This is a genomic window from Pyruvatibacter sp. HU-CL02332 (assembly GCF_040362765.1).
GTDB lineage: Bacteria > Pseudomonadota > Alphaproteobacteria > CGMCC-115125 > CGMCC-115125 > Pyruvatibacter.
The window spans coordinates 1536872-1559852 of sequence record NZ_BAABWK010000001.1 but is presented as its reverse complement, the minus strand read 5'-3'; the positions used below and the strand labels follow the sequence as shown (position 1 = coordinate 1559852).

Genomic DNA, 22981 nt, shown 5'->3' with positions numbered 1-22981 from the left:
GCGACAGCAAAGTAGGGCCAGGCCATACCTGTGCTCAGGCCAAGATCGCAGCGACTTAAGGATACGAAAAAATGGCGGCAGACGAGGGAAAACGACGCGGACTGGGACGTGGGCTTGCGGCTCTGATCGGAGACGATGCGCCTGCGGCCAAGCGTGCCGGTCAGCCCGCAGCGACCATCAGCCCCAACACGGTGCCGATCGAATTTTTGAAGGCCAATCCGTATCAGCCGCGCCGAGATTTCACGAAGGAAGATCTGGCTGACCTGACGGCATCCGTTGCCGAGAAGGGTGTCATTCAGCCCATCGTGGTGCGGCCGGTTTCAGGCGCGACGAACTCATTCGAGATTGTTGCCGGTGAACGTCGCTGGCGTGCTGCCCAGGCTGCGAAGCTTGATCGCGTACCGGTGGTGGTTCGTGATCTCAGCGATGCCGAGACCCTCGAAATTGCGATCATCGAAAACGTCCAGCGTGCCGACCTCAATCCGATTGAAGAAGCCGACGGCTATGACCGGCTGATGGAGGAGTTCAGCTACACGCAGGCGGACGTCTCCAAACTCATCGGCAAGAGCCGCAGCCATGTTGCCAATACATTGCGTCTGCGTTCGCTGCCCAAAAAGGTGCGAGGCTTTCTTGCAGCCGGTGATCTGAGTGCGGGCCATGCCCGCGCGATCATGGGTCACGATGATGCGGTGGCGCTGGCCAAGCAGATCATTGCTGATGGTCTGTCGGTGCGTGAAGCTGAAGCGCTGGGCAAGAAGCCGTTCAAGGCCGCCAAAGCCAAGAAAGCCAGTGTTTCTGCCGAGAAAGACGCTGACACGAAATCCCTTGAGCGCAATATTGCAGAATCTCTGGGGCTCACCGTCTCGATTGACCACAAGGGCGATGCGGGCGGCAAGGTGCTGATCAATTACAAGACGCTGGAGCAGCTCGATGAGATCTGCCGTCGTCTGGCAAATGGCAAGATCTAGCCGTCTTCTTTCTGCGGCTGTCCAACTGACAATTTAATTGCTGCTTTCAGGGCCGCCGATGCATTAAGCGTCGGCGGCTTGTTGCTGCCGTGCGGGCGATGCACTCAGCCTCGTCGGCCTGCTGCTGCCGCGCGGGCGATGCTCATCATGGCGCGGGCGACGACCGGCTCTGTCAGCGCGCCGGCGCCCCGGCAATTTGCTTCGGCATCCGCCAGCATGGCCAGCGCGCCATCGAGGCGACGACGGGACCAGACTGCACATTGGCGTCGCATGGCCGGTTGCCGGGAGAAATGCAGGGGCGGGCGCAAGGACCGCAAAATTTCGTCCAGTCGTCCACCGCGTTCAACACGGCCGAGCACCAGATGCAGGCGCTGCAGATGCATCGTCAGTGTACGGATCATTCGCTCCGGTGCCACGCCACTTTCAATCAGCTTGGCGAAACTTGTATCGAAAGCCTGCATGTCGCCGCTGGCGGCCGCATCCACCGCATCATCAAGGCCGCGGGCGTCGGCCCCCCCGACACTGGCTTCGATATCCTCCAGCGTGACCGGGCTTTCGCCGCCCTTGTAGAGAATGAGTTTTTCAATCTCGTTGCGCGACAGCTGCCGGTCTGCCCCCAGCTGTTCCACCAATGTGGTGAGGACGGCATGGTCGGCGTCGAGACCGGCTTCACGAAACATGCCCTGGGCCAGACGCTCGAGATTTTCTGCCGTGTCGGCGTAGCAGGGCAGGGCGGCTGCTTCCTTGGAGGACTCAGCCAGTTTGCGCAGCGCTGACCGCGGTGTCAGTTCGCCGGCTTCCAGAATGACAAACCCATCGCCGGGCTGGTCGAGATATCCGGCCAGCGACTTGGCGGCGGCTTCGCCCGCATCGCGCACACGCACCACACGGCGTCCGCCGAACATCGCAACAGCACCCGCCTCATCGGCCAGTCGCGCGGGGTCCCCCTTGAGGGCCTGCTCTTCAAGGTCAGCGACACTGAAGGGATCATCCGGTGTGTCGGTCAGGGCATTGAGAAGGGTTTTTGCGCGCTCGCGCACCAGGCCCAGATCTGGTCCATAGATAAGGGCGGCGCGCACATTGTCCGGTGGCGTCTTGATGAAACGCTCTATCTCGGAGGCTTTGAGCTTCACCTGCTAGTGCACCTTCTACCTAGGGGCGTGGGGGCAACCAAGGGTGCGGGGCTACTCGCCCGGCTGCACAGCAACGGGTGCCGGGAAGCGCGCTTCGGCTTCATCTTCGTCGTCATCCGCTGGCGGCGGTGAGAGGGGAGAGTCCAAAGGTTCGGGCGGATAGGTCCGGTCTACCTTGGCGGCTGCAATTTTCGCGGCTTCCGCGATGGCTGCCCGACGGCGCTCCTTTGGCGAGGCCAGGCGCGCGAGCTCAATGCCAAGACGCTGTGCCAGAACGTCCGCGACCGCCTCCGCCGCGCGTTCTTCTGCATCGCGTTGCGCAATGACGTTGGCGTATTCGGAATCTGACCGATTCAGCGATGCCGTACGGCTTACCGTGGAACTGTGCAGCGGATCACCGGTCGCCAGTTCAACAAGGCGGTAGGACGCCGTCAGTTTGTAGTTGCGGCGCAGAACGGTTGAATCTTCCTGTACCAGCAAGTCCCCCAGTGAATCGGTGATGGTCACATCAAGCTGATAGGCGGGAAAGGCGGGCTGGCCGCGCGGCGTCAGGCGGTTGATGAGGCCGTTGCGCAACTGCTGACCGACGCGATCATCTCCAATCGGCCCAATCGCGATGGTTTCACTGCCAATGCGTGCCGCGTTGCCTTCATTGCTGGTGCCATAGAGAGGCCGGAAACTGCAGGCCGCCAAAACCAGCGCCAGACCCAGTCCAACTGCTACCGCCTTCACGCCCATGCCGACCCCTGCTACCTGCATTTGATTATCCAACGATGTTGACGATGCGCCCGGGCACCACAATGACCTTGCGCACCTGCTTGCCGTCCAGCGCCTTTTGCACCTTGTCCAGCGCCAGCGCAGCCTTCTCGATAGTAGGCTGATCAGCATCGCGCGCAACTGTCAGTTCATCTCGGCGCTTGCCGTTTACCTGCACAGCCAGGGTCACACTGTCTTCCACCAGCAAAGCGTCGTCTGCTTGCGGCCAGGGCAGATCGACCACCAGGGTTTCATGGCCCAGGGTCGCCCACGCTTCTTCCGCAAGATGCGGGATCATGGGAGCTGCGAGCTGGACGAGTGTCTCACTTGCTTCGCGCACCGCAAAGCCGTCACCCGCATTGTCCGCGTCGATTTTGAAACCCGACAGCGCATTCACCAACTCATAGAGCCGGGCAACCGCACTGTTGAAGCGGAAGGAGTCGATCCCGTCTGTCACGCCCTGAATGGCCTTGTGTGTTTCCTTGCGCAGAACCAGCGCTGCATCTGAAAAATCAGATGGTGCGGGCGTTTCAGGTGCAGGCATCGCGGCGGCATTGCCCGTTACCGCGCGCCAGAGACGTTGTGTGAAACGCCACGCACCTTCAACACCGGCTTCGGTCCATTCAACGTCGCGTTCGGGCGGGCTGTCGGACAGCATGAAGAAGCGGGCGGTGTCTGCACCGTATTCATTGATGATGTCGGTCGGGTCGATGGTGTTCTTCTTCGACTTCGACATTTTCTCAACGCTGCCGATCGAGACCGGGTCGCCGGTTTCGCGCGCGGTTGCTGTGCGGGCGCCATCAATTGTCTTGAAATCGATTTCAGCAGGTGACAGCCACGCGCCATCGGCGGACTTGTAGGTCTCGTGGTTCACCATGCCCTGGGTGAACAGCCCGGCGAAGGGTTCAGCCAGATCCACATGCCCGGTCTTCTGCATCGCGCGGGTAAAGAAGCGCGAATAGAGCAGGTGCAAGATCGCGTGCTCGATGCCACCGATGTATTGATCAACAGGCAGCCATTTGTTGGCCGCTTCGCGATCTGTCGGTGTGGCTGCGTCGGGTGCTGTAAAGCGCGCAAAGTACCAGGATGAATCCACGAAGGTATCAAACGTGTCCGTCTCGCGACGGGCGGCCTTGCCGCATGTGGGGCAGTCCACGTCTTTCCAGGTGGCGTGACGGTCCAGCGGATTGCCGGGGGCGTCAAAGGTCACGTCCTCGGGCAATGTCACCGGCAGGTCTGCCTTGGGCACAGCTACCACACCGCAGTCATCGCAATGGATGATCGGGATGGGGCAACCCCAGTAGCGTTGCCGCGAAATGCCCCAGTCGCGCAGGCGATAGTTTGTTGTCCCTTCGCCCAGTGCTTTGTCTTCGAGGGCGGAAATTGCCTTGGCCTTTGCCTCGCCAACAGCCAACCCGTCGAGAAAGTCAGAGTTGATGGCAACGCCATCGCCCGTATAGGCCTCGGTGCCGGCTTCCAATGTGGAGGCGAACTCAGACGCATCGGCATCCTTGGGCGCCACGACGGCTGTCACCGGCAAATCATATTTGCGGGCAAAGTCCAGGTCGCGCTGGTCGTGGGCAGGGCAGGCAAAGATTGCGCCTGTGCCATATTCCATCAGCACGAAGTTGGCGATGTAGACCGGCAGCTGCTTGCCGTCGATAAACGGATGCTGCGCTGTAAGGCCAGTATCGATGCCGCGCTTCTCGGCCTTTTCAATGGCTTCTTCGCTGGTGCCGACCTTGGCGCAGTCAGCAATGAAGTCTGCTATCGGCGCGTTGCCGTCGGCCAGCCGTGCAGCAAGTGGATGCTGCGGAGAAATGGCGCAGAAGGAAGCACCAAAAAGGGTGTCCGGCCGGGTTGTGAAAACTTCAAGTTTTTCATCCGCGTCCACGCCACTTCCCGACAACGGGAAGAACACGCGGGCACCTTGTGACTTGCCGATCCAGTTCTTCTGCATCAGCCGGACTTTTTCCGGCCACCTGCCCAGGGTGTCGAGGCCTTCCAGCAACTCGTCGGAATAGTCCGAGATCTTCAAGAACCACTGCGTCAGTTCGCGGCGCTCAACCGGTGCGCCTGAGCGCCAGCCTTTGCCGTCAATGACCTGTTCGTTGGCCAGCACCGTGTTGTCGACCGGGTCCCAGTTCACGGTGGACTTGCGGCGCTCGACAATGCCGGCATCCAGGAAGTCCAGGAAAAGGGCCTGCTCGTGCTGATAATAGTCCGGGTCGCAGGTGGCGAACTCGCGCTCCCAGTCAATGGCGAGGCCGATGACTTTGAGCTGCTCGCGCATGGCGGCGATGTTGTCGTAGGTCCAGCCTTTGGGGTGGACACCTTTTTCCATGGCGGCATTTTCAGCCGGCATGCCAAAGGCGTCCCAGCCCATGGGGTGGAGCACGGCATGACCGCGCGCCCGTTTGTAGCGGGCCACCACATCTCCCATGGCGTAGTTGCGCACGTGCCCCATATGGATGCGGCCCGACGGGTAGGGGAACATCTCCAGCACATAATATTTCGGGCGGTCGTCATCGGTCGGCGGGGTCTGGAAGACATTCCGCTCGTCCCAGGCCTGCTGCCATTTGGGTTCTGATGTCTTTGGGTTGTAGCGGTCTGGAACTGACGTGGTCATCTGGATTGCTCAAACAAATTGGGCACGGGGTTCAAAACACCCGTGCCCATAAAATGTATGTGGTGATCTTGAAGTGATCGATTTGGGCGGGGTGAGGCTTACTCTTCCGCCGCTAGCGTATCAATGCGCAACTGGCGTGCACGGATGAGAATTGCATTCTCAAGTTGCGCTGCTGTGCCTGGTGCCACCGCCGCATCGACCCAGCCTGTGCCGTCTGGTGCCTGTGCCTGCTTGAAGACTGATACCTTCACCCCGTCAGCCCGCAGGCTGGTGTCGAGAATGTAGATCGTCATCTTGAAGCGCTCTGAGGGTGCTTCCGGTGCTGTAAACCAGTCAGTGATGATGACACCACCGAACGGATCAGCTGAAGACAGAGGCATAAAGGACGTTGTGTCGAGAGATGCCCGCCACAGGAAGCTGTTGACGCCGATGCCGTTGGCATTGTCGCCGCCGCCAGAGCTTCCGCCACCCAGACCAAACAGACCGCCTTCACCGAAAACACCTGGTTCATTGCCGGCTCTGCCGAAAGGGTCGCTCTTGCCGCCGGGCTTCTCTGTGGGAAAGCGGTTCTCAGTCTCAATACCGGTACCGCACCCGGCAACACCCATGGCGATAGCTATAGAGACAGCGAAAATCTTGAGGTAATTCAATGTATGTCCAACTTGCACAGGCCGACCCGCAATCCGGTCTGGGAAGGCGGCAGGGCAACCGCCAAAACGCTTTAAGCCCTTGATATTTGCTTATAACGAGCCGTTGCGGCCCTTAGCAAGCCACAACAAACTGACGTTGCATCACGACCCCTTACACTTCACCACAAACTGGTGCTGCGCAGGTTCGCAAGGTGAGACATTGATGCAACACTCGATATGACTGCAAGGCCCCACATTGGGCGGTGCACCTCTATATGTCCCTATATGCCCGTTCTAGTATGGGGCACTGTTTCCCCAAGATATCCGGCCATTTCAGCCCTGAAAGGGTGGTTTTGGTAATCCCTCGTTAGGGAATTGTGTCCCCCAAGCCACATCTGCATGCGTCCGAACCCGGATCGGGCCCGCACTGCTTGACGATTGGCCGTCAATGTCAGAGTTTGCGTGTCGAGCATGGGGGGCGAACCTCGTCCCGTTTGGGCATGTTCTCGTGCTCTAGTGCACACCTCTTTTCGAATGTGAGGGACAGATGAAGAAGCTTCTTGGAACTACTGCCCTGGTGGCCGCCGCTTTTGCGACCGCGCCTGCCATGGCTGCTGATAAGATCAACATTAAGGTCGGCGGTTATTTCGTCGGCTCTATCGCTGCGGTTTTTGACAACGATGCAGGCGAGGGTCGTACCCGCGCTGCTGCACCGGCTGCCATTCCGCTCCTTCAGGGTCAGGACCAGCGGACTATCCGTTTCGGTCGTGAAGCTGAAATCCACTTCAAGGGTTCAACAACTCTCGACAACGGCGTTGAAGTCGGCGTCAAGTTTGAGCTTGAATCTGGTGAGCGTGGCGCATCAGACACCGTTGACGAAGCATACCTCTGGGTAAGCGGCGCTTTCGGTGAATTCCAGTTCGGTGCACAGGACGGCGTTGGCGATCAGATGCCAATCGTTGCTCCGTCTCCTTTCCTGGAAACGTTTGCTAACGACACCGACCTCGACCCACTGGGTGCCGGTGACAACCGTGGCGCAGGCCTGTTCTCCAACACAACAGCGGCTGTTGGCGCTGGTGGTGCTGGTGCACTGGTTCAGTCCGGTAACGATGGCATCATCAACACTGTTGTCGACTTCTCTGGCGACAGCGACAAGATCATCTACTTCACGCCACGTCTTGCTGGCTTCCAGATTGGTCTTTCGTTCACACCAGAACTTGAAGAGCTTTCAGGTGACGAGTCATTCGGTGACTCATTCTCGGGCAACAACACGATCGAGAACATCTTCGAAGCTGGTATCACTTGGGAATACGCATTCAACGGCGTAGACCTTGGCGCATCCTTCGTTTACCTGACAGCTGACGGTGGCGTGGTTAACACCAACGCAACTGGCACACCTCAGGTCATCGGCAACAGCGCACCTGATCTTGAAGACTGGGCAGCTGGCGCAAGCGTTGGTTTCGCTGGCTTCACACTTGGTGGCGCATATGCCGTCAAGGAAACAGACGCTTCACAGTTCGGTGTTGGTACGGCTCAGCCTCGTGTTCTTGAAGATTACAAGGCATGGGACATCGGCGTAACATACGGCACAGGTCCTTGGACTTTCGGTGTTGAATACGCTGAAGCTAACCGTGACGCATCAATCAACCCGGGTGCAGTAGCTCGCAACTTCGACGAAGTTGACCTGTCTGCAATCGTGACTGGTGTTGCTTACTCACTGGGCGGTGGCGCTAACGTCACTCTCGGTTACAAGTACGCTGAAGACGAAGCTGTGGACCGCGAAGGTTCTGCTCTCTTCACCGAATTCGGCGTGAAGTTCTAAGCTTCATACCACTCGGTACTTTGGGAAGGGCGGCTCTCCGGAGCCGCCCTTTTCTTTTGTCTGAGGCCTGGTCGCTGGTCTAAACCACGGCCGCCCATGGACCGGGATCTGGTGTCAGGTAAAGCGAATGCCTGCAACGCCGCATAAGGGTAGACCCGCCAATCGACCTATGGTCCTTGGCGTCACGCCGCCCAGTGCATAAGCGGGTGTTGGCAGCGCGTCGAGAATTCCGGCGAGACCCAAGGGACCTAAAACCGGTTGTCCTGGATGGCTTAGCGTCGGAAAGACCGGCGATACCATGGCCACGTCGCACAGAACTTTGCCCCCGATGACAACAGACCTTGCCGCCTGACGGCTATGGATCGCGGTCGAAACCCGGAGACCATGATCTCGCGCTTGCACGACGTCTTGAATGCTCCGCTTCCACAGACCTTCAGGGATGTGCACTCCCCAGGCTCCGACTCGCAAAGCGAGCGAGACATCTCCACCCACCACAAGACGCACATTTTTGTGGCGGCAGGCGGACGCCAACCTTGCGGTGTAGTTCGCGCGATCTTTCAGGTCATAGTCCCGCAGGCAGATGATTGTACCTGCCGCAACAGCGTCTGCCAGATCCCAGGCATCTCCCTGCACCGCACGATCCGTCATGATGACAAGGTTCGGCCACGCGTCCCGCGGCCGCGGCGCAAACCGCAGGTCCGCAAGCCTTGCGATTGTACGCAGCGCGGCCTTATGGTCAGCTCCCATGAGCACCACTCCAGACCCCAGCACCCATGGCCCACTTGAGGCCATCCGTACCCGGATTAAATCCGTCGCCGTTGATGCGGGACGCGCCCCCGACGCCGTTACGCTTGTCGCGGTCAGCAAGACGTTTCCGGTCGAGGCGATTGTTCCCGTTCTTGAGGCGGGCCAGCGGATCTTTGGTGAAAACAGAGTTCAGGAAGCACATGAGAAATGGCCAACGCTTCGCGAAACCTTTCCGGATGCCCATGTACATCTGATTGGTCCCCTGCAAACCAACAAGGCCAAGGACGCAGTGGCCTTGTTCGACGCCATACATTCCGTCGATCGGATCAAACTTGCGCGCGTGCTTGCGCGTGAAATCGAGGCTCAGGGCCGGCACCCGGATTTGTTTCTGCAGATCAACACCGGCAGGGAACCCCAAAAGTCCGGAGCATTGCCAGAAGATGCTGACGGGTTCATTGCCACGTGTCGTGATGAGATTGGTCTGCACATCGCCGGGCTGATGTGCATCCCGCCTGCAAATGAAGATCCCGCGCCGCACTTTGACCTTCTTGCGGACATTGCACAGCGCAATGCTATTGAGGGGTTGAGTATGGGCATGAGTGCTGACTACCACACAGCGATTGCCCATGGTGCGACCCATGTTCGGGTCGGCAGCGCCATCTTTGGCATCCGGACCCAGCATCCCTAGGCGGACTTTCCAAAGGGTGTTTCATGAATGGTGATGGTGCTGTCTTTGGTAACACGACGCAGCACGTAGGCCAGATCATCGGGGCTTAGGGCAACGCAACCCAGCGTCGGACCAAAGTCTCGCCGGGCCACGTGCATGAAAATTGCGCTGCCAAGTCCAGGTATCACCGGCGTGTCGTTGTGCCCGAGGATCACAATCACATCATAGAGTCGGTCGCGCCGGGCAAGTTTTTCAGCACTTGCGGGGTAGGGCAGTCGGACCGGCTGGTTATAGGCGGGGTCAGAGCTCTCATCGCACCAGCCATCTCGCGGACCAATCGGCTTGGCGCAGAGAGCCGTTGATGGTCGTTGGCCCCGGTCGCTTCGATACAGAATGCGGCGAAGCGGGAATGTTCCTGCGGGTGTTGCCCCATCGCCTTCGCATCCGGGCGAGGTAATGCCGTTCTTGCCGATGGCGCAGCGTATGACCCTATTGCCAATACGCAGCCTGCCGCCATGTGCCTTGGGGCCATGCTGCCAAACATCAATATCCATGGTGGAAGTCTATCAGTATGAAGGGATTCACACAGTCCCCTTGGTGCCAACGGGCTAAAGAGCCTTGTTGACCAGGCGACCTGACGAGGCAGCGGTCGGCGCATATGCCAGGCCGGACTCAGGCTTGGCATTGTTGTTTGCTGGCGTTGCGGATGCGCCGAACGATTCAAGCAATGCGTCAAATGCTGAGGGCGATAAAGACTGAAGCGCCGGTGCAGTCGATATGTCCGATGCGGCCGCTCCTGCTTGCGGCCCCACATGAGATATTGGGGTCCTTGCTGCGGGGCGTGTTGCTGCCGGAGTGACCGATGGTGTGCTGGGCAAAGCCGGTGAAACGGGTGGCGGTGTTGTGGCGGCTTCTCGAGCCGCTACCTGCACTGCGTCTTCGTCTGACACAGGTGCGGCCTCATCTTCCCCGAACAGGGCGGTCATCACGTGACCCCCCATGCTGTCCCCGGAAAAAGATTCGACAGCCACATCAACCAGAGAAGCTGCTGCACCGAGTACTCCGCCAAACAGGCCGCCTCCCAGGACACGGGACTCCGCACGGATCTCGTCGCCGGTGATCTCACGATAGACAGTGGAAACGACGGGGAGGTGTTGCAGCGGATTGACGATGTCCAGCAGGTCATCAAACGAAAAGCCATCTTCATCGGTTGCCGCTGTCGCAGCGGGTGTGGTCGAGGCTGTGGTGATTGGGGACCCGTCAGGGGTGGTTTCCGCGACCTGAACTCCCGCAGGGTGCATGCCTGTGGCAGGCAGACGGTCGTCCAATGCGCGGCCAAACCGGTGGGTTGGCTCCTGATTGGGTACCGTTGGTAACGGCGCTGTGATGACTGTGGTCTGCATGATAAGGCTCCCTTGCGGTTGTCCTTGCAAGAGGCGAACCAGACAAAACACCATTCATTTCAATGACTTAGTTGCGCTATCAGATCCCCTTACGGGCACAATTTGCCGGGTGGTCGGCAAGCTGTGCGGCTTGTCCCGCTCACGGGCGGTTGACGCGTAGGTGAAAGAGTGTGTGTGGCACGTGTGCGGGTCGGCCCCCTACATAAGCCCCACGCCGATGATGCGGGGTACCCTTTGTAAGAGGGCCTTGAAATGGCGTAACAGTGTAGAAACAAGCCAGCGGAGAGTGCTCCGCGTTCGGCCAATTAAGCGGCGGGGGCCCTTATGAGCAATATCCGGAAAATCCTTCTTGTTGACGACGATGACGCCCTGCGCGAATCCCTCGCCGAGCAGCTCGACCTGCATCAGGAATTTGAAGTCACGACCGCAGACAAAGGCACCGATGCCGTCAAGCTGGCGAAAGACGCCCATGTGGACCTCGTCCTCCTCGACGTGGGTCTTCCTGACATGGATGGCCGCGAGGTCTGCCGTCTTCTGCGTGGTCAGGGTGTCAAATGCCCGATCGTTATGCTGACGGGACACGACTCTGACGCGGACACCATTCTGGGCCTTGATTCAGGAGCCAATGATTACGTCACCAAGCCGTTCCGCTTTGGTGTGCTACTCGCGCGCATTCGTGCCCAGCTGCGCCAGCATGAGCAGAGCGAAGATGCCGTTTTCAAGATTGGACCGTACACGTTCAAGCCGGCGGCCAAGCTGCTGCTTGAGGAAGAAGCCAACAAGAAAGTGCGGCTGACGGAAAAGGAAACCGCCATCCTCAAATATCTGTATCGCTCCGGCGATCGGGTCGTTGGTCGTGACGTGCTGCTGCACGAAGTGTGGGGATACAACGCGGGCGTCACCACGCACACGCTTGAAACGCACATCTATCGTCTGCGCCAGAAGATCGAATCCGATCCGTCAAATGCGGAGATACTGGTGACGGAAACAGGCGGCTATCGCCTGGTGCCATAGGCGCCATCACACACGCACTTGAAGGCTGTTGTCGCTTATGCGGCAGCAGCCTTTTTTGTGTCCATGGGGGCCTTTGCCCGCGTGGTCAGGGTGATGATGACCAGAAGGCACAACATCACCGGCGCGCCGATGAGGGCCGCGTAGAAGAAAACCATCGGTGTGACCAGGATCGCGCTCAGCACGAGAACCATCAACGTGTTGACCATGAGCAGCAAAAGGGAATTGGGGTTTGTCATCTGTTAGAGCCCTAGCAAATTGGCATTTCGCCTCCCCCCGGATGCGTGGGGGATATGTGCCCAAACCGGCGTGCTTTCACCAGTGACACGGCGCCGCATCTGCGGTTTCGCCGCACCTGTGCGAGGCTCGGGCACTTGCTGCCAACCGGGAACCTGAATGACCCAAGACCCAAGCGATGCTCGAAAGCTCGTCCGCTTCATGCTCGGTCACATGCTGGCTGGTCTTGTTGCGGGCCTGGTGTTCGGCGGTGCGCTGATTGCGACCAACATCGCCAATCTGCGCACGCTGTTGTTTGCATCACCAGATGGGTGGCTGTTCGCCATCCTGTTTTTCATGGGGCTGTGCGTCACTTTCGGAAGCCTTGCCATGGGTGTGGCGATCATGCTGTCTGGCAAACGGGACTAGCTGCATTCTGGGAGTCTAGTGTGCCAAATGTCTTTGCAGGACTGGAACGTCTGGTGGCATCGCGTCAGCTGCATGGGCGAACGGAACTGACAGACTCGGGCTTTAATCTGTGGTTCGAGGCTCCCGAGTGCCCGCCTGTCTGCTTGCCGGGCACGGGCACGCCTCCGCCGCATGATGACACCGCGCGCCTGCTTGTGCGCGCGCTGGATATAGCGGTGGCCTATGAGGTGAGTGACGACTTTCCTGATTGGTGCGATGAGCAGGGGCTTGATGCGGCGGACCCTGTGGAGCTTGCCTATTTCAAATCTCTGGACGCACCACTCCATGCCCTTGCAGCGATGCTCGGGTGCGCGTCACTTGCGGATCTGTCGGTCAAAGTGCAGATGGGTCAGCCGCTTGATGGTGGTGTATAGACGTTAGTCGGCCGGCCACATCACCGGATAGCCATCGATAAATTCCTGCGGCATGCGGCGAGGGCGGCCTGAGGTCAGGGCGATGACAGCGAAGTTGGTATGCGCCCGCACCAGTGTTCGTCCCGTGGCCTCATCGCAAATCTGGAAGCGGCGGCTGAGGCGTACGCGGCCGTCATTGGCGCTGATCCATGTGGCGACCAGTGCCGTCTCGCCGGGCATGGCAGAACTCTTGTAGTCAATCTCATGGCGCACAACGATGACGCCAGAATCCAGCTCGCGATACTTCTCAAAGTCGAGGCCAAGTGATTTGGAGTGTTCCCATGCGCCGTCATTGATCCAGCGGACATAGACGGCGTTGTTGACGTGCCCAAAGGCATCGATGTCGGCGTCCTGAACTTTGAACGATGCGACGTAGGGGTTCTCATGGTCCCAGGCAGGGGCAGTCATGGTTCGGCGTTCCTGTCTTAAGTGGCCCAGTCGGGGTGGTCGTGGCGGGAAGGCGTGGCGGGCTTGCAAGGCAAGGGATGCTTTGTCACAAACTATGTCATGACAGATGACACCCCTAAGCCGCGCCCGGCGTCAGATAGCATATATCCGGCCCTGCCGCTTGAAGAGCTGGTTTCTGCTCTTGCGCGATCATCGCTGTTTCGCGATGTCGAGCCCGCGCAGTTGCGGTTGCTTGCTTTCTCCGCCGACGTGAAAGAAGTGCCCGCCGGTACGGTTCTGCAGGAAGCTGATGTGCGCGGCGCACCGGCTTACCTGGTGAGCGGGGGACGGCTGCTTGTTGGTGATGACGTTGCGGGACCCGGCGCCCTCATCAATGCACAGGGCGCCATGGCCGAAACGGTTCTCGCTGTCCGGCTGGCGGCAAAAACAAACACACGGCTGCTGGTGATTGATCGCCCGCTCGTTGCCCGGCTCATTGGCGAATACCCAACCATGGGGCGCGCCATGATGCGCTCCCTGGGCATGGACTTGCGCGGCCTTGCCCGCGGCATCCGAGCGCAAGCGCGTGAAGCAGCCCGCACCCCGGGCCCACGCGCCTGAAAACCCTCATTCAATTCACATCCAAATCGACACATCAGGAGAGACCGATGGCAAGTGCCCGTGAAACAGAAGACTGGCCACCGAACATAAAAGCCATCTTCAAACGCAAATCCCCGGCAAGTGCCTATCTTGGCCTTGAGGTGATTGATTGCGATGTGGATGCGGGAACCGTCGAATTGGCGTTCGAGGCAACCGACAATCTGTGCAATCTGTGGGGCGGTATCCATGGCGGCATGGTGGCGGCCATGATGGACGATATTCTGGCGATTGCAGTCGGCCTGAAGCTTGAATGGGGACAGATTTCCCCAACGCTCGAGATGAAAGTCTCCATGTTGTCCGTCGCCAAACCCGGCCGGTTGATTGGTCGTGGCCGTGTCCTGCGGCGCGGCAAATCTGTCGTGTTTGTTGAAGGTGAGTTGCTGGATGCTGAAGGCACTTTGCTTGCCAAGGGATCGAGCACCTGCACGCTTGTGACCCTCAAGAAGCGCGAAGACAAACCTGCAGACAAATAGACTTTTGGATTAGCGCTCGGCCTTCGGCGGCATTTTGCTAAGCTTCTCCCAACAACAAAATGGGAGGCGCAGGAAATGTCGGACAATCTGGTGAAGGTCGAAAAGCGCGGTGATGTCGCCGTGGTCACGTTTGACCGTGGTGGCAGTCTCAACGCGTTCAATCAGGCGCTGATCATCGAGCTCACCAAAGTCGCGCGCAGCTTTCATGATGATCTTGAGACCCGTGCGGTGGTTCTCACCGGGCGGGCGGATGCATTCTCTGCCGGGATTGATCTCAAGGAACGGTCGACCCGCGACGACGACGCGTCGAGCGACCTTGAACTGCGCGAGGTTTACTATCGCGGCGTGAAGCTGTGCCAGGCGTGGGAAGACATGCCTCAGATCACAGTGGCCGCCATTGAAGGCATGGCGGTCGGCGCGGGCGTGGCGTTGCCGCTGGCACTTGATTGGCGGGTCATGTCTCGCGACGCCTTCCTCTACGTTCCTGAGGTGAAAATCGGCATCAACCTGCAATGGGGTGCGCTGCCACGGCTGGTCTCCATGGTCGGGTCGGCGCGGGCCAAGCGCATCTGCATTCTGTGTGAGCGCATGTCGCCTGAGCATGCTTTGGACTGGGGGCTGGTGGATGAACTGGCTGATGCAGGCCATGCGGTCGATGTCGCTACGGATCTTGCCCAGAAGGCTGCGTCCATGCCGCCGGTTGCTACGCGCATGATCAAGGAAGGGGTCAACGCCATATCCGGCGCTCTGCACAAGGTCAGTGCCTATGCGGATGCGGACCAAAGCGCGCTGAGCAGTGCAAGCCGAGATGCCAAAGCGGCGTCAGCCAGCTTCGTCAAAAGCGGCGCGTCTTAGGCCCTGGTCAATATGGATGGTTCCCTTCCTTCTCCCGACTTCCCTCCGGCTTGACCGGAGGGTCTATCCGAGCCGCCCATAGGCCCTCCGGTCAAGCCGGAGGGACAGCGGAGAGGGGACGGCATTGAGGGAACTGAGAGGCCGAGGGAGGCGGTGGACCTTAAAGCTTGAATTCCGCAATCACCGGCGCGTGGTCTGAGGGTTTTTCCCAGCTGCGTGCGTCGGTGAATGTGGTCACTGATTTAGCCATGCCGTCCATGGCGGGGCTTGCCCAGATGTGATCCAGCCGTCGTCCGCGATTGGACGCCTGCCAGTCCTTTGACCGGTAGCTCCACCACGAGAAGAGTTTTTCTTCTTCAGGCGTGAAGAGCCGTGGCACGTCGATCCACTTGTGGGACGCCAGCACCTTTTCAAACAGCTCGACTTCCTGCGGCGTGTGGCTCACCACTTTCAGCAACTGCTTGTGCGACCACACGTCATGCTCAAGCGGGGCCACGTTCAGGTCACCGACAACAACGCGCTTGGCGGTTGTCTTCTGCTTGGCGTTTTTGAACCAGCTGGCCATCTCTTCAAGAAACTGGATCTTGTGGGCAAATTTCTCGTTGATCTCGGGGTCTGGTTCGTCACCGCCGGCGGGCACATAGAAGTTGTGAATCTCAACGCCCTTTGCGGTCGCCTGAATGTGGCGGCAGTCTTCTTTGCCGCAGAACCGTTTGACGGATGACTTTTCTAACGGCACGCGCGCCACGATGGCCACGCCGTGATAGCCTTTCTGGCCACTCTTCTCGATGTACTCATATCCCGCCGCCTTGATGGCCTTTTCGGGAAACAGGTCATCGGGGCATTTGGTTTCCTGCAGGCACAAAACGTCTGGCTTGTGGTCGTCGAGCAGGCGGACAACGGAATCAATCCGTAGACGGACGGAGTTGATGTTCCATGTGGCGATTTTCAGGGACAAGGGGGCGACTTTCCTAAAACAGATTGAAACTCAGGCCTGCGACGCCAATCGGCCAGCGGCCGCCCTCAAACAGACGAAACCGGAGGGCAAAGGGGTGATCTTCTTCAGCGCCTGCCGCCAGAACCAGCACAGCTTGGTGGCAGGCCTGTACCGCGCTGCCGACGGCCAGATCCAGCATCTCGTCAGTGGGCTCATCCCAGATGGCGAGTGCTTCTTCGGCGCTTGTCTTGATGGGGTCGGTAATGGTGGCGGCCACATGGGTCAGGGCCACCTGCAGGGCATCCTCGCTCATCAGCTCCAGCGCATCCATGGTGAGGGCGGAGCGCAGCTGCTCTTCGGCCTCCCAGGCGGATGAATCGAAGTCCAGCGTTTCTGCAGCGGCTGCCGCTTCGGCCCAGTCGGTTACCAGGGCGACGCGGGCGTCCGGGAACCCCAGAGCATCCACATAGTGTTCGGCCATGTCCATGGTGCGCGGGCCGGGGTGTTCGCCCACATGGGCAAACCAGTCCACGCGTTCCGCTGCCACCGCGAACCGCCGGATGCGGGCGAGGCTTGGCAGTTCAGCCTCCAGCGCTTCCATCTCCGGTCCGGAGGGAATGTCGTCATCTTCCAAATCTGGGGTATCCGGCGGGAACTGGCCTGAATTCGTCTGGTTTGAGGTCATGGCGTCTCCATAGCGCGGTCCCCGGGTAAAAACCAGAACGAGGATCGTGCTGATGGAAACTGACGCCTGACAGGAGCGGGACTGGACCCCGGAAAAGAGAAGCCCCCGGCTGCGGGGACAGCCAGGGGCCGCGCATGGTGCGCTCTTTTCGTACCGAGAGGGGGATCGTCGGCACGGCGGGCTATTGCAGACCAACCGGTGAACGAGCGGGGGGGCAACGCTCAGCCGGGCATAGAGGTCTGCGCCCGTTGATGTGTAAGACGTAGGCCCTGTCCGGGCGCCCTTCAACGCAATTCCTTCAGGTTCATGAAGCAAAGGTTAAGGTTCTGTCAGATTTTGGGCCGTTCGCTCATCGATTCCGCACGCGGATAAGTGTGGATGAATGATCGTTCAGTGTCGTTTCAGCGCTGTCTGCGGCTGGCCGGGGGCATATCCTTTGCAGAAATGCTTGCCGTCCGATGCGAAAGGATTGTCCAAAAACCCATGGATCTGCGCGTTTGGTGGCCTCATTTAGCTAATACATCTGCAGGTTGATACATTTCGCACCTGCTATGCTCGTCACAATGTCAGGAACATGGGCACTCAAATGAACATTGACTATTTGGCGGTCACGGAACTCGCACTGCTATTTGCCGCTGCAGCAATCGGCCTATCGACCTATGTCCGGGATTTGAAGCTCAAACGAGCGGACTGGCTCTATCAACTCTTTGAGAAGTTTTACGAGGCAGATACCTACAAGACTATGCGGCGGATCATCGATTTCCCGGTCACCCCGGAGCACGCAGCCCTTAAGCGGGATATTGCCGACAACGCCGCGAGCGACCTACATGAGAGTTTCTCTGACTATCTCAACTTCTTTGAGTTCATTCTGGCGATGGAGAAGACGGGTCGTCTTCACCGAGACGAGGTCCACATGCTTTTTGAGTACTACCTCAAGCGTCTTTGTGACTACGAATTCATTCTGACGTACGCGGCGCGCGAGGGATATGAGAACCTGCACGCCTACATGGAAAAGCACAGGATTTCTGTATAGCTATAATGGAAGATCAAACGTCCCTACTTTTTGTGTACGGCACGTTGCGTGAGGACAGTCAGCATAAAATGGCGCGGCTGCTTTCCAGCGCGGCCAGCGTGGTGGGGCCAGCCTTTGTCCTTGGTCGGCTTTTTGACATTGGTGAGTATCCCGGGATGATTCTTGATGGATCAGGCCACCACTTGACCCATGGCCAAATATTCAAGCTAGCCAACGCTGATGAAACTCTCGCTCATCTTGATGTCTATGAGGAGGCGTCAAGCGAGTTTCCGGAGCCGCGTCAGTATGTGAGAAAGAAAGTCACTGCTCGGCAGGAGAATGGAAATCAGATTGAAGTCTGGGTCTATGTCTATAACTGGCCGGTTGAAGGCAAGACATTGATCCAGTCGGGTGACTACGCCCAATTCAAGCGGCAACAAGCCCAGCAATCCTAATCCTGCCGCCCGCGGAAGGTGGAGTTGCCGGATTCCAGGCGGAACAGGTCCGGGTCAATGCGCTCGGGGTAGTTGATCTCGGTGAGGGAGATGGTGGTGCGCAGGCCCTGGGCGTCAGTGACGATCCAGCGCTGCAGCTGGAGGGTGGGGCCGGTGAAAATCAGGGTGACCTGGCCCAGTTCCGGAGCATCGGGGTCCTGAATGGTGGTGGCGAGGGTGCCTGCACGGCTGTCCACGGCGATGATCCGGGCATCCGTGGCCAGGTCGATGTCGCGGCCGAGCAGAATTTTCAAAGGCGTGCCGTCCAGGGGCAATTCGTTGGTGACGAATGTGCCTTCTTTGATCAGCAGTTGCTGGCCACGGGCCACGACAATCAGGTCTTCCTGGTCATAGTCGAAGCGGGCGCGGCCGGGGCGGGCGATATAGAACGCGCCTTCGCTCAGCACGCCGTCCGGATTGATCTGCAAAAACCGGCCGGACATGTTTTTAAGACTGTTGAGAAAGCCGTTTATGCGCGCAACATCAGCCAGTTCCTCGGAATTGAGGGGAGCCGGGGCGGCCAGCTGGGCTTTGGCGGGCACCATGGCCAGAAATGCTGCCATGGTGGCGCACAGGGCAAGGGACAGAATACGCGGCATGAGCCAGACTTTCAGTTTCAGGACACTCAACATGGGTGCGAGCATCGCAATCAGGTCGTGAACCTACTCTGAACAGCAATTCAGGCAAAACCGAGGTTTTGTGATGGTTCGCGTGGAGGGGCCGGGCACGGGCCTAGTATGCGTGGTCGCCAGACCCGATTTCGCCGATCAGCACTTCGCGTTTGCCGGCGTGATTGGCAGCGGAGACGATGCCTTCTTCTTCCATGCGCTCAATCAGGCGGGCGGCCCGGTTGTAGCCGATCTGCAGCTTGCGCTGGATGTAGCTGGTGGACGCGCGCTTGTCCTGCGCCACGATGGCGATGGCCTTGTCGTACAGCTCGTCACCGGAGCCATCTTCCACCCCGGTGCCGAACAGGCTTTCGCCGCCGTCTTCGGGTTCCGCAGTGATCTGCTCGAGATATTGTGGCGCGCCCTGCTGCTTGAGGTGACGCACGACCTGTTCGACTTCTTCGTCCGACACAAACGGACCGTGCACGCGCCGGATGCGACCACCACCTGCCATGTAGAGCATGTCGCCCTGACCCAGCAGTTGTTCGGCACCCTGCTCGCCGAGAATTGTCCGGCTATCGATCTTGGATGTGACCTGGAACGAAATGCGGGTCGGGAAGTTGGCCTTGATGGTGCCAGTGATGACATCAACAGACGGACGCTGCGTGGCCGTGATCATGTGGATGCCGGCCGCACGCGCCATCTGCGCAAGCCGTTGCACCGCGCCTTCGATTTCCTTGCCGGCGACCATCATCAGGTCGGCCATTTCATCGACCACGACGACGATGAACGGCATGGGCGTTGGCTCCATCTCCTCGTCCTCATAGACGGGCGATCCGGTTTCCGGGTCAAAGCCTGTTTGCACCGTGCGCGAGAGCATCTCTTCGTTGTCGAGGGCTTCGGCCACGCGTGTGTTGTAACCCTCAATGTTGCGCACACCGAGCTTGGCCATGGTCTTGTAGCGGTCTTCCATTTCCCGCACGACCCATTTGAGCGCGACGACAGCCTTCTTGGGGTCAGTCACAACCGGTGACAGCAGGTGTGGAATTCCATCGTATACGGACAATTCCAGCATCTTGGGGTCAATGAGAATGAGCTTGCACTGGTCCGGCGGCAACCGATAGAGCAGCGACAGGATCATGGTGTTGATGCCCACCGACTTACCCGAGCCGGTGGTGCCTGCGATCAACAGATGCGGCATGCGGGCCAGGTCCCGGATTACGGGCTCGCCGGATATATCCTTGCCAAGCGCCAGCCCCAGATGGGTCGCGGTGGCTTCATAGTCCGCAGATGCCAGCAGTTCGCGCAGATAGACCGTTTCACGTTTGGCGTTCGGCAGCTCAATGCCGATGACGTTGCGTCCGGGCACAACGGCAACACGGGCAGAGACGGCACTCATGGAGCGCGCAATGTCATCTGCCAGGCCGATGACGCGGCTGGATTTGATGCCCGGTGCAGGCTGCAGCTCATACATGGTGACAACCGGGCCGGGGCGCACTTCGATGATCTCACCGCGAATGCCAAAATCTTCCAGCACGCCTTCAAGGATGCGGGCGTTTTGCTGCAGGGCTTCGTCGGAAATCACTTCTCCCTGTCGTGCCTTGGGGGGCGTGAGCAAAGAGAGGGGTGGAAGCTCATAGTCCTCATTGGGAATGAGATTGAGGGTTGGCTGGCGCTCGGCCGCAGAGCGTTTGCTTTCGCGCACCGGCTTGGAGATACGGGTAACACGCTTGGCAGGAGCCGGGTTTTCCTCCGGGCCTGCGATGCCGACGGGGGCGCGGGCGGCCATGACCTCATCACGGTGGCGCTGTCCAAAGACCGGCTCGCGTCGGGTGCTGGAAGCATCGTCTTCATCAGCCTCGCGGCGTCTGAAGGGTGCAATGAGGAGTCCTGCGGCAGCGACAGACATGCGTGAGAGTGCCTGTGTCACCGGGCGGGCGCGCCATGCGCATTCGCGGACAAAATCTACGAGCCACGGCGCGGAGCGGGCGACCTGATCAACCGACACCGGCATGGCCCAGCCGGCCAGCATGACGGCTACCCCGCCAGCGAGCAGTGCAATGACGGGGGCGACAATGTCACCGGTGATGGCGATTGTCGCGTTGAGAAGGATGGCACCAACCGACCCGCCGGCACCGGGCAGGACTGACAGGCTGAACAGGGCTGCGGCAAAGGCAAAGCCGACAGTTGCGCCCAGCACTGCCAGCAGGCGAAGGCCGACGTGCTCGATTTCAAGGTGAATGAGAAGCCGCGTTCCCCACACGGCGAGGATAAGAACCGGAAGCGCTGCAGCCACACCGACCGATTGAATGATCAGGTCAGCGGCGATAGCGCCATCTGCACCCAGCCAGTTTTGAGGCTCGGCTGCGGTGGCGTGATTGAGGCTTGGATCACGCGGGCTCCAGGTGGCGAGGGCAATCGCCGTCCAGGCTGCCGCGAAGAGCGCCGCGATGCCCATCAGTTCGTTTGTCCGGTCCCGCAGGAATTCGCGCACCGACAGGGGCACCACGTTTATGGCGGCAGACAGTGTTGAGGAGAGGGAGACTGCAAGACGCATGGCTAAAAGATCTCCGTCATTCGGGTTAGGGCGCGGGCCGTCTCGTCTTCATCGCCGACGAGGGCGATGCGAATATAGTTCGTACCCGGATTACCATCTTTGGTGTCACGAGACAGATAGCCGCCGGGCAGCACGCGAATACCTGCTTCCTGCCACAGGGCCAGGGCAGCCTTCTCGCCGCCACCCACTTCGGCCATATCTAGCCACAGGAAGAAGCCGCCATCTGGCCGTTTGAAGCCGAAGCGATTGCCGATGATACGTTCTGCGGTTGAAAACTTGGCGTCATACAGCGCGCGGTTGGCTGCAGCGTCTGCGTCATCGTTCCACGCGGCAATGCTCACTGCCATAACCGGGAGCGGCACTTGCGGCGCTGCAAGATTTCGGAATTTGGCAAAGGCGGATGTCAGGTCAGGATCACCTGCCGAGAACCCCGAGCGTAGACCGGGCAGATTGTTGCGCTTGGACAGGGAGTGGAAGGTGATGATGTTGGCGAAACCAAGCCCGGATTTGTGAGCTGCTTCGAGAATGCCTGTTGGTGGCGTGCCCGTGTAGATGTCCGCGTAGCACTCGTCCGCAACAATCGTGATGTTGTGCGCGCGCGCCAGGGTGATGAGCTTGACCCAATAGGCTGTGTCGGCGGCAGCTCCCTGCGGATTGGCAGGGGAGCAGATGTAAAGCGCTGCTGCGCGGTCCAGCTCTTCATCTGACAGGGCGTCGAGGTCAGGCAGGTGACCGGTCTCGATGGTGGTGTTGAGATAGACCGGCTCAGCGCCTGCGCCCAGCGCGGCGGCTGCATAGCATTGATAAAACGGGTTGGGCAGGAGGAATGCCGGCCGCCCAGATGTCTGGCCGCTGGTCTTGTGTGCCGGCGCAATCACCTGCCCGATATTGAACAGGGCCTCGCGGGTGCCGTTTGCGGGCAGCACCATGGCGTTCGCCTCAATGACGCCTTCAAGGCCGTAGCGGCGTTCAAGCCAGCCCGCACAGGCTGCCCTAAATTCAGGCGTGCCAAGGGCAGGGGGGTATTTTCCAAACCCTGCGGATGCTGCGGTCAAAGCCGGCATCACAAAATCAGGCTGGGGGTGACGGGGTTCGCCGAGGGACAGATTTATGGTCGGGCCACCGGCCTCAACGCCGTCCAGAAGGGCCCGCAACCGCGCAAAGGGCGATTCCGGCATGCCGTCAAAACGGGTGAGATAGGTGGGCGTATCTGACAAATCCGGGGCTTCCCGCGTCTGGGTGTTAAGCGTTTTCATGGTCGGGGCAGGGGCCAGGACCTGATGGAAAAAGGCATAGGCTTCGAGGCCTGTTTTCGACGGAAAACGGCCAGCTTTTGCAGCCTGCGTCTTTAGCGTTAACGCATTGTTAACGCTGGCCACACGGCCGCGTCAGGGCGGCTGAAACCACAATTTCAATCGTGTGGTGTGTGGAATGGTTAGAAGTTGAACGAA

The 22981-nt window shown here is 59.4% G+C and carries 25 protein-coding genes; 11 read left to right on the top strand and 14 right to left on the bottom strand.

The annotated features are described in order from the left end of the window. Positions 1-71 precede the first annotated feature (71 nt). The gene (locus ABXH05_RS07380; protein WP_348136523.1) at positions 72-968 is read left to right on the top strand and encodes a ParB/RepB/Spo0J family partition protein; all 897 of its coding nucleotides are present in this window, start codon (positions 72-74) and stop codon (positions 966-968) included. A gap of 104 nt (positions 969-1072) precedes the next feature. Here ABXH05_RS07380 and holA read toward each other — a convergent pair whose 3' ends face one another. The 4 genes from holA to ABXH05_RS07360 all read right to left on the bottom strand — a co-directional run bounded on the left by holA (position 1073) and on the right by ABXH05_RS07360 (position 6136). Beyond that, positions 1073-2101 carry a DNA polymerase III subunit delta gene (gene holA, locus ABXH05_RS07375; RefSeq protein WP_353560453.1) on the bottom strand — a complete coding sequence of 343 codons (1029 nt, stop codon included), beginning with the start codon at positions 2099-2101 and terminating at the stop codon, positions 1073-1075. Positions 2102-2152: 51 nt separating this feature from the next. Then, positions 2153-2860, bottom strand: a complete 708-nt coding sequence (locus ABXH05_RS07370; protein WP_353560452.1) for a hypothetical protein — start codon at positions 2858-2860, stop codon at positions 2153-2155. Positions 2861-2864: 4 nt separating this feature from the next. Continuing rightward, positions 2865-5486 (bottom strand): leucine--tRNA ligase, encoded by a 2622-nt coding sequence (leuS, locus tag ABXH05_RS07365; RefSeq protein WP_353560451.1) that lies wholly within the window; start codon positions 5484-5486, stop codon positions 2865-2867. A 98-nt stretch (positions 5487-5584) separates the two neighbouring features. Then, positions 5585-6136: a DUF3576 domain-containing protein gene (locus tag ABXH05_RS07360; protein WP_353560450.1), complete on the bottom strand. Its 552-nt coding sequence runs from the start codon at positions 6134-6136 to the stop codon at positions 5585-5587. A 526-nt stretch (positions 6137-6662) separates the two neighbouring features. Between ABXH05_RS07360 and ABXH05_RS07355 the strand changes: the two genes are divergently transcribed. Continuing rightward, a complete protein-coding gene (locus ABXH05_RS07355; RefSeq protein WP_353560449.1) occupies positions 6663-7937 on the top strand; it encodes a porin in 1275 nt (424 codons plus the stop codon). 114 nt (positions 7938-8051) lie between these two features. On the opposite strand, the gene ABXH05_RS07350 is transcribed toward ABXH05_RS07355, so the two are convergent. Next, on the bottom strand, positions 8052-8684 hold the full coding sequence (locus tag ABXH05_RS07350) for a thiamine phosphate synthase (RefSeq protein ID WP_353560448.1): 633 nt from the start codon (positions 8682-8684) through the stop codon (positions 8052-8054). Between ABXH05_RS07350 and ABXH05_RS07345 the strand changes: the two genes are divergently transcribed. Beyond that, positions 8683-9372, top strand: coding sequence for a YggS family pyridoxal phosphate-dependent enzyme (locus ABXH05_RS07345; protein ID WP_353560447.1), 690 nt, complete (start codon positions 8683-8685; stop codon positions 9370-9372). The two genes, ABXH05_RS07350 and ABXH05_RS07345, sit on opposite strands and share 2 nt — an antisense overlap. On the opposite strand, the gene ABXH05_RS07340 is transcribed toward ABXH05_RS07345, so the two are convergent. Then, positions 9369-9905, bottom strand: a complete 537-nt coding sequence (locus tag ABXH05_RS07340) for a L,D-transpeptidase family protein (protein WP_353560446.1) — start codon at positions 9903-9905, stop codon at positions 9369-9371. The genes ABXH05_RS07345 and ABXH05_RS07340 overlap by 4 nt on opposite strands. A gap of 54 nt (positions 9906-9959) precedes the next feature. After that, positions 9960-10754: a RodZ family helix-turn-helix domain-containing protein gene (locus ABXH05_RS07335; RefSeq protein ID WP_353560445.1), complete on the bottom strand. Its 795-nt coding sequence runs from the start codon at positions 10752-10754 to the stop codon at positions 9960-9962. A 324-nt stretch (positions 10755-11078) separates the two neighbouring features. Here ABXH05_RS07335 and ABXH05_RS07330 point away from each other — a divergent pair, with 324 nt between their 5' ends. Beyond that, positions 11079-11768 carry a response regulator transcription factor gene (locus tag ABXH05_RS07330; RefSeq protein WP_348136513.1) on the top strand — a complete coding sequence of 230 codons (690 nt, stop codon included), beginning with the start codon at positions 11079-11081 and terminating at the stop codon, positions 11766-11768. Positions 11769-11803: 35 nt separating this feature from the next. On the opposite strand, the gene ABXH05_RS07325 is transcribed toward ABXH05_RS07330, so the two are convergent. Further along, positions 11804-12004, bottom strand: a complete 201-nt coding sequence (locus ABXH05_RS07325) for a hypothetical protein (protein ID WP_353560444.1) — start codon at positions 12002-12004, stop codon at positions 11804-11806. 157 nt (positions 12005-12161) lie between these two features. Here ABXH05_RS07325 and ABXH05_RS07320 point away from each other — a divergent pair, with 157 nt between their 5' ends. Then, a complete protein-coding gene (locus tag ABXH05_RS07320; RefSeq protein ID WP_353560443.1) occupies positions 12162-12410 on the top strand; it encodes a hypothetical protein in 249 nt (82 codons plus the stop codon). Positions 12411-12430: 20 nt separating this feature from the next. Continuing rightward, complete coding sequence (locus ABXH05_RS07315) at positions 12431-12823, top strand: hypothetical protein (protein WP_353560442.1); 393 nt, start codon at positions 12431-12433, stop codon at positions 12821-12823. Between the two features lie 3 nt (positions 12824-12826). On the opposite strand, the gene ABXH05_RS07310 is transcribed toward ABXH05_RS07315, so the two are convergent. Continuing rightward, the gene (locus ABXH05_RS07310) at positions 12827-13270 is read right to left on the bottom strand and encodes an acyl-CoA thioesterase (RefSeq protein ID WP_353560441.1); all 444 of its coding nucleotides are present in this window, start codon (positions 13268-13270) and stop codon (positions 12827-12829) included. Positions 13271-13369: 99 nt separating this feature from the next. Between ABXH05_RS07310 and ABXH05_RS07305 the strand changes: the two genes are divergently transcribed. The 3 genes from ABXH05_RS07305 (at position 13370) to ABXH05_RS07295 (ending at position 15237) form a co-directional block, all read left to right on the top strand. Beyond that, positions 13370-13870 carry a cyclic nucleotide-binding domain-containing protein gene (locus tag ABXH05_RS07305; RefSeq protein WP_353560440.1) on the top strand — a complete coding sequence of 167 codons (501 nt, stop codon included), beginning with the start codon at positions 13370-13372 and terminating at the stop codon, positions 13868-13870. 47 nt (positions 13871-13917) lie between these two features. Then, a complete protein-coding gene (locus ABXH05_RS07300) occupies positions 13918-14382 on the top strand; it encodes a PaaI family thioesterase (protein WP_348136508.1) in 465 nt (154 codons plus the stop codon). Positions 14383-14457: 75 nt separating this feature from the next. Continuing rightward, positions 14458-15237, top strand: coding sequence for an enoyl-CoA hydratase/isomerase family protein (locus tag ABXH05_RS07295; RefSeq protein WP_353560439.1), 780 nt, complete (start codon positions 14458-14460; stop codon positions 15235-15237). Positions 15238-15397: 160 nt separating this feature from the next. On the opposite strand, the gene xth is transcribed toward ABXH05_RS07295, so the two are convergent. Both xth and ABXH05_RS07285 read right to left on the bottom strand, forming a co-directional pair. Then, complete coding sequence (gene xth / locus ABXH05_RS07290) at positions 15398-16195, bottom strand: exodeoxyribonuclease III (protein ID WP_353560438.1); 798 nt, start codon at positions 16193-16195, stop codon at positions 15398-15400. A gap of 13 nt (positions 16196-16208) precedes the next feature. Beyond that, positions 16209-16859: a hypothetical protein gene (locus tag ABXH05_RS07285; protein ID WP_353560437.1), complete on the bottom strand. Its 651-nt coding sequence runs from the start codon at positions 16857-16859 to the stop codon at positions 16209-16211. Positions 16860-17445: 586 nt separating this feature from the next. Between ABXH05_RS07285 and ABXH05_RS07280 the strand changes: the two genes are divergently transcribed. After that, the gene (locus tag ABXH05_RS07280; protein WP_353560436.1) at positions 17446-17892 is read left to right on the top strand and encodes a hypothetical protein; all 447 of its coding nucleotides are present in this window, start codon (positions 17446-17448) and stop codon (positions 17890-17892) included. A 5-nt stretch (positions 17893-17897) separates the two neighbouring features. Beyond that, positions 17898-18326, top strand: coding sequence for a gamma-glutamylcyclotransferase family protein (locus ABXH05_RS07275; protein WP_353560435.1), 429 nt, complete (start codon positions 17898-17900; stop codon positions 18324-18326). On the opposite strand, the gene ABXH05_RS07270 is transcribed toward ABXH05_RS07275, so the two are convergent. The 3 genes from ABXH05_RS07270 to ABXH05_RS07260 all read right to left on the bottom strand — a co-directional run bounded on the left by ABXH05_RS07270 (position 18323) and on the right by ABXH05_RS07260 (position 22786). Then, the gene (locus ABXH05_RS07270) at positions 18323-18997 is read right to left on the bottom strand and encodes a LolA family protein (protein ID WP_353560434.1); all 675 of its coding nucleotides are present in this window, start codon (positions 18995-18997) and stop codon (positions 18323-18325) included. The two genes, ABXH05_RS07275 and ABXH05_RS07270, sit on opposite strands and share 4 nt — an antisense overlap. A gap of 100 nt (positions 18998-19097) precedes the next feature. Next, entirely contained in the window at positions 19098-21530 is a 2433-nt protein-coding gene (locus ABXH05_RS07265) for a DNA translocase FtsK (protein ID WP_353560433.1), read from the bottom strand. Between the two features lie 2 nt (positions 21531-21532). Further along, complete coding sequence (locus ABXH05_RS07260; protein ID WP_353560432.1) at positions 21533-22786, bottom strand: aminotransferase class I/II-fold pyridoxal phosphate-dependent enzyme; 1254 nt, start codon at positions 22784-22786, stop codon at positions 21533-21535. Positions 22787-22981: the final 195 nt, after the last annotated feature.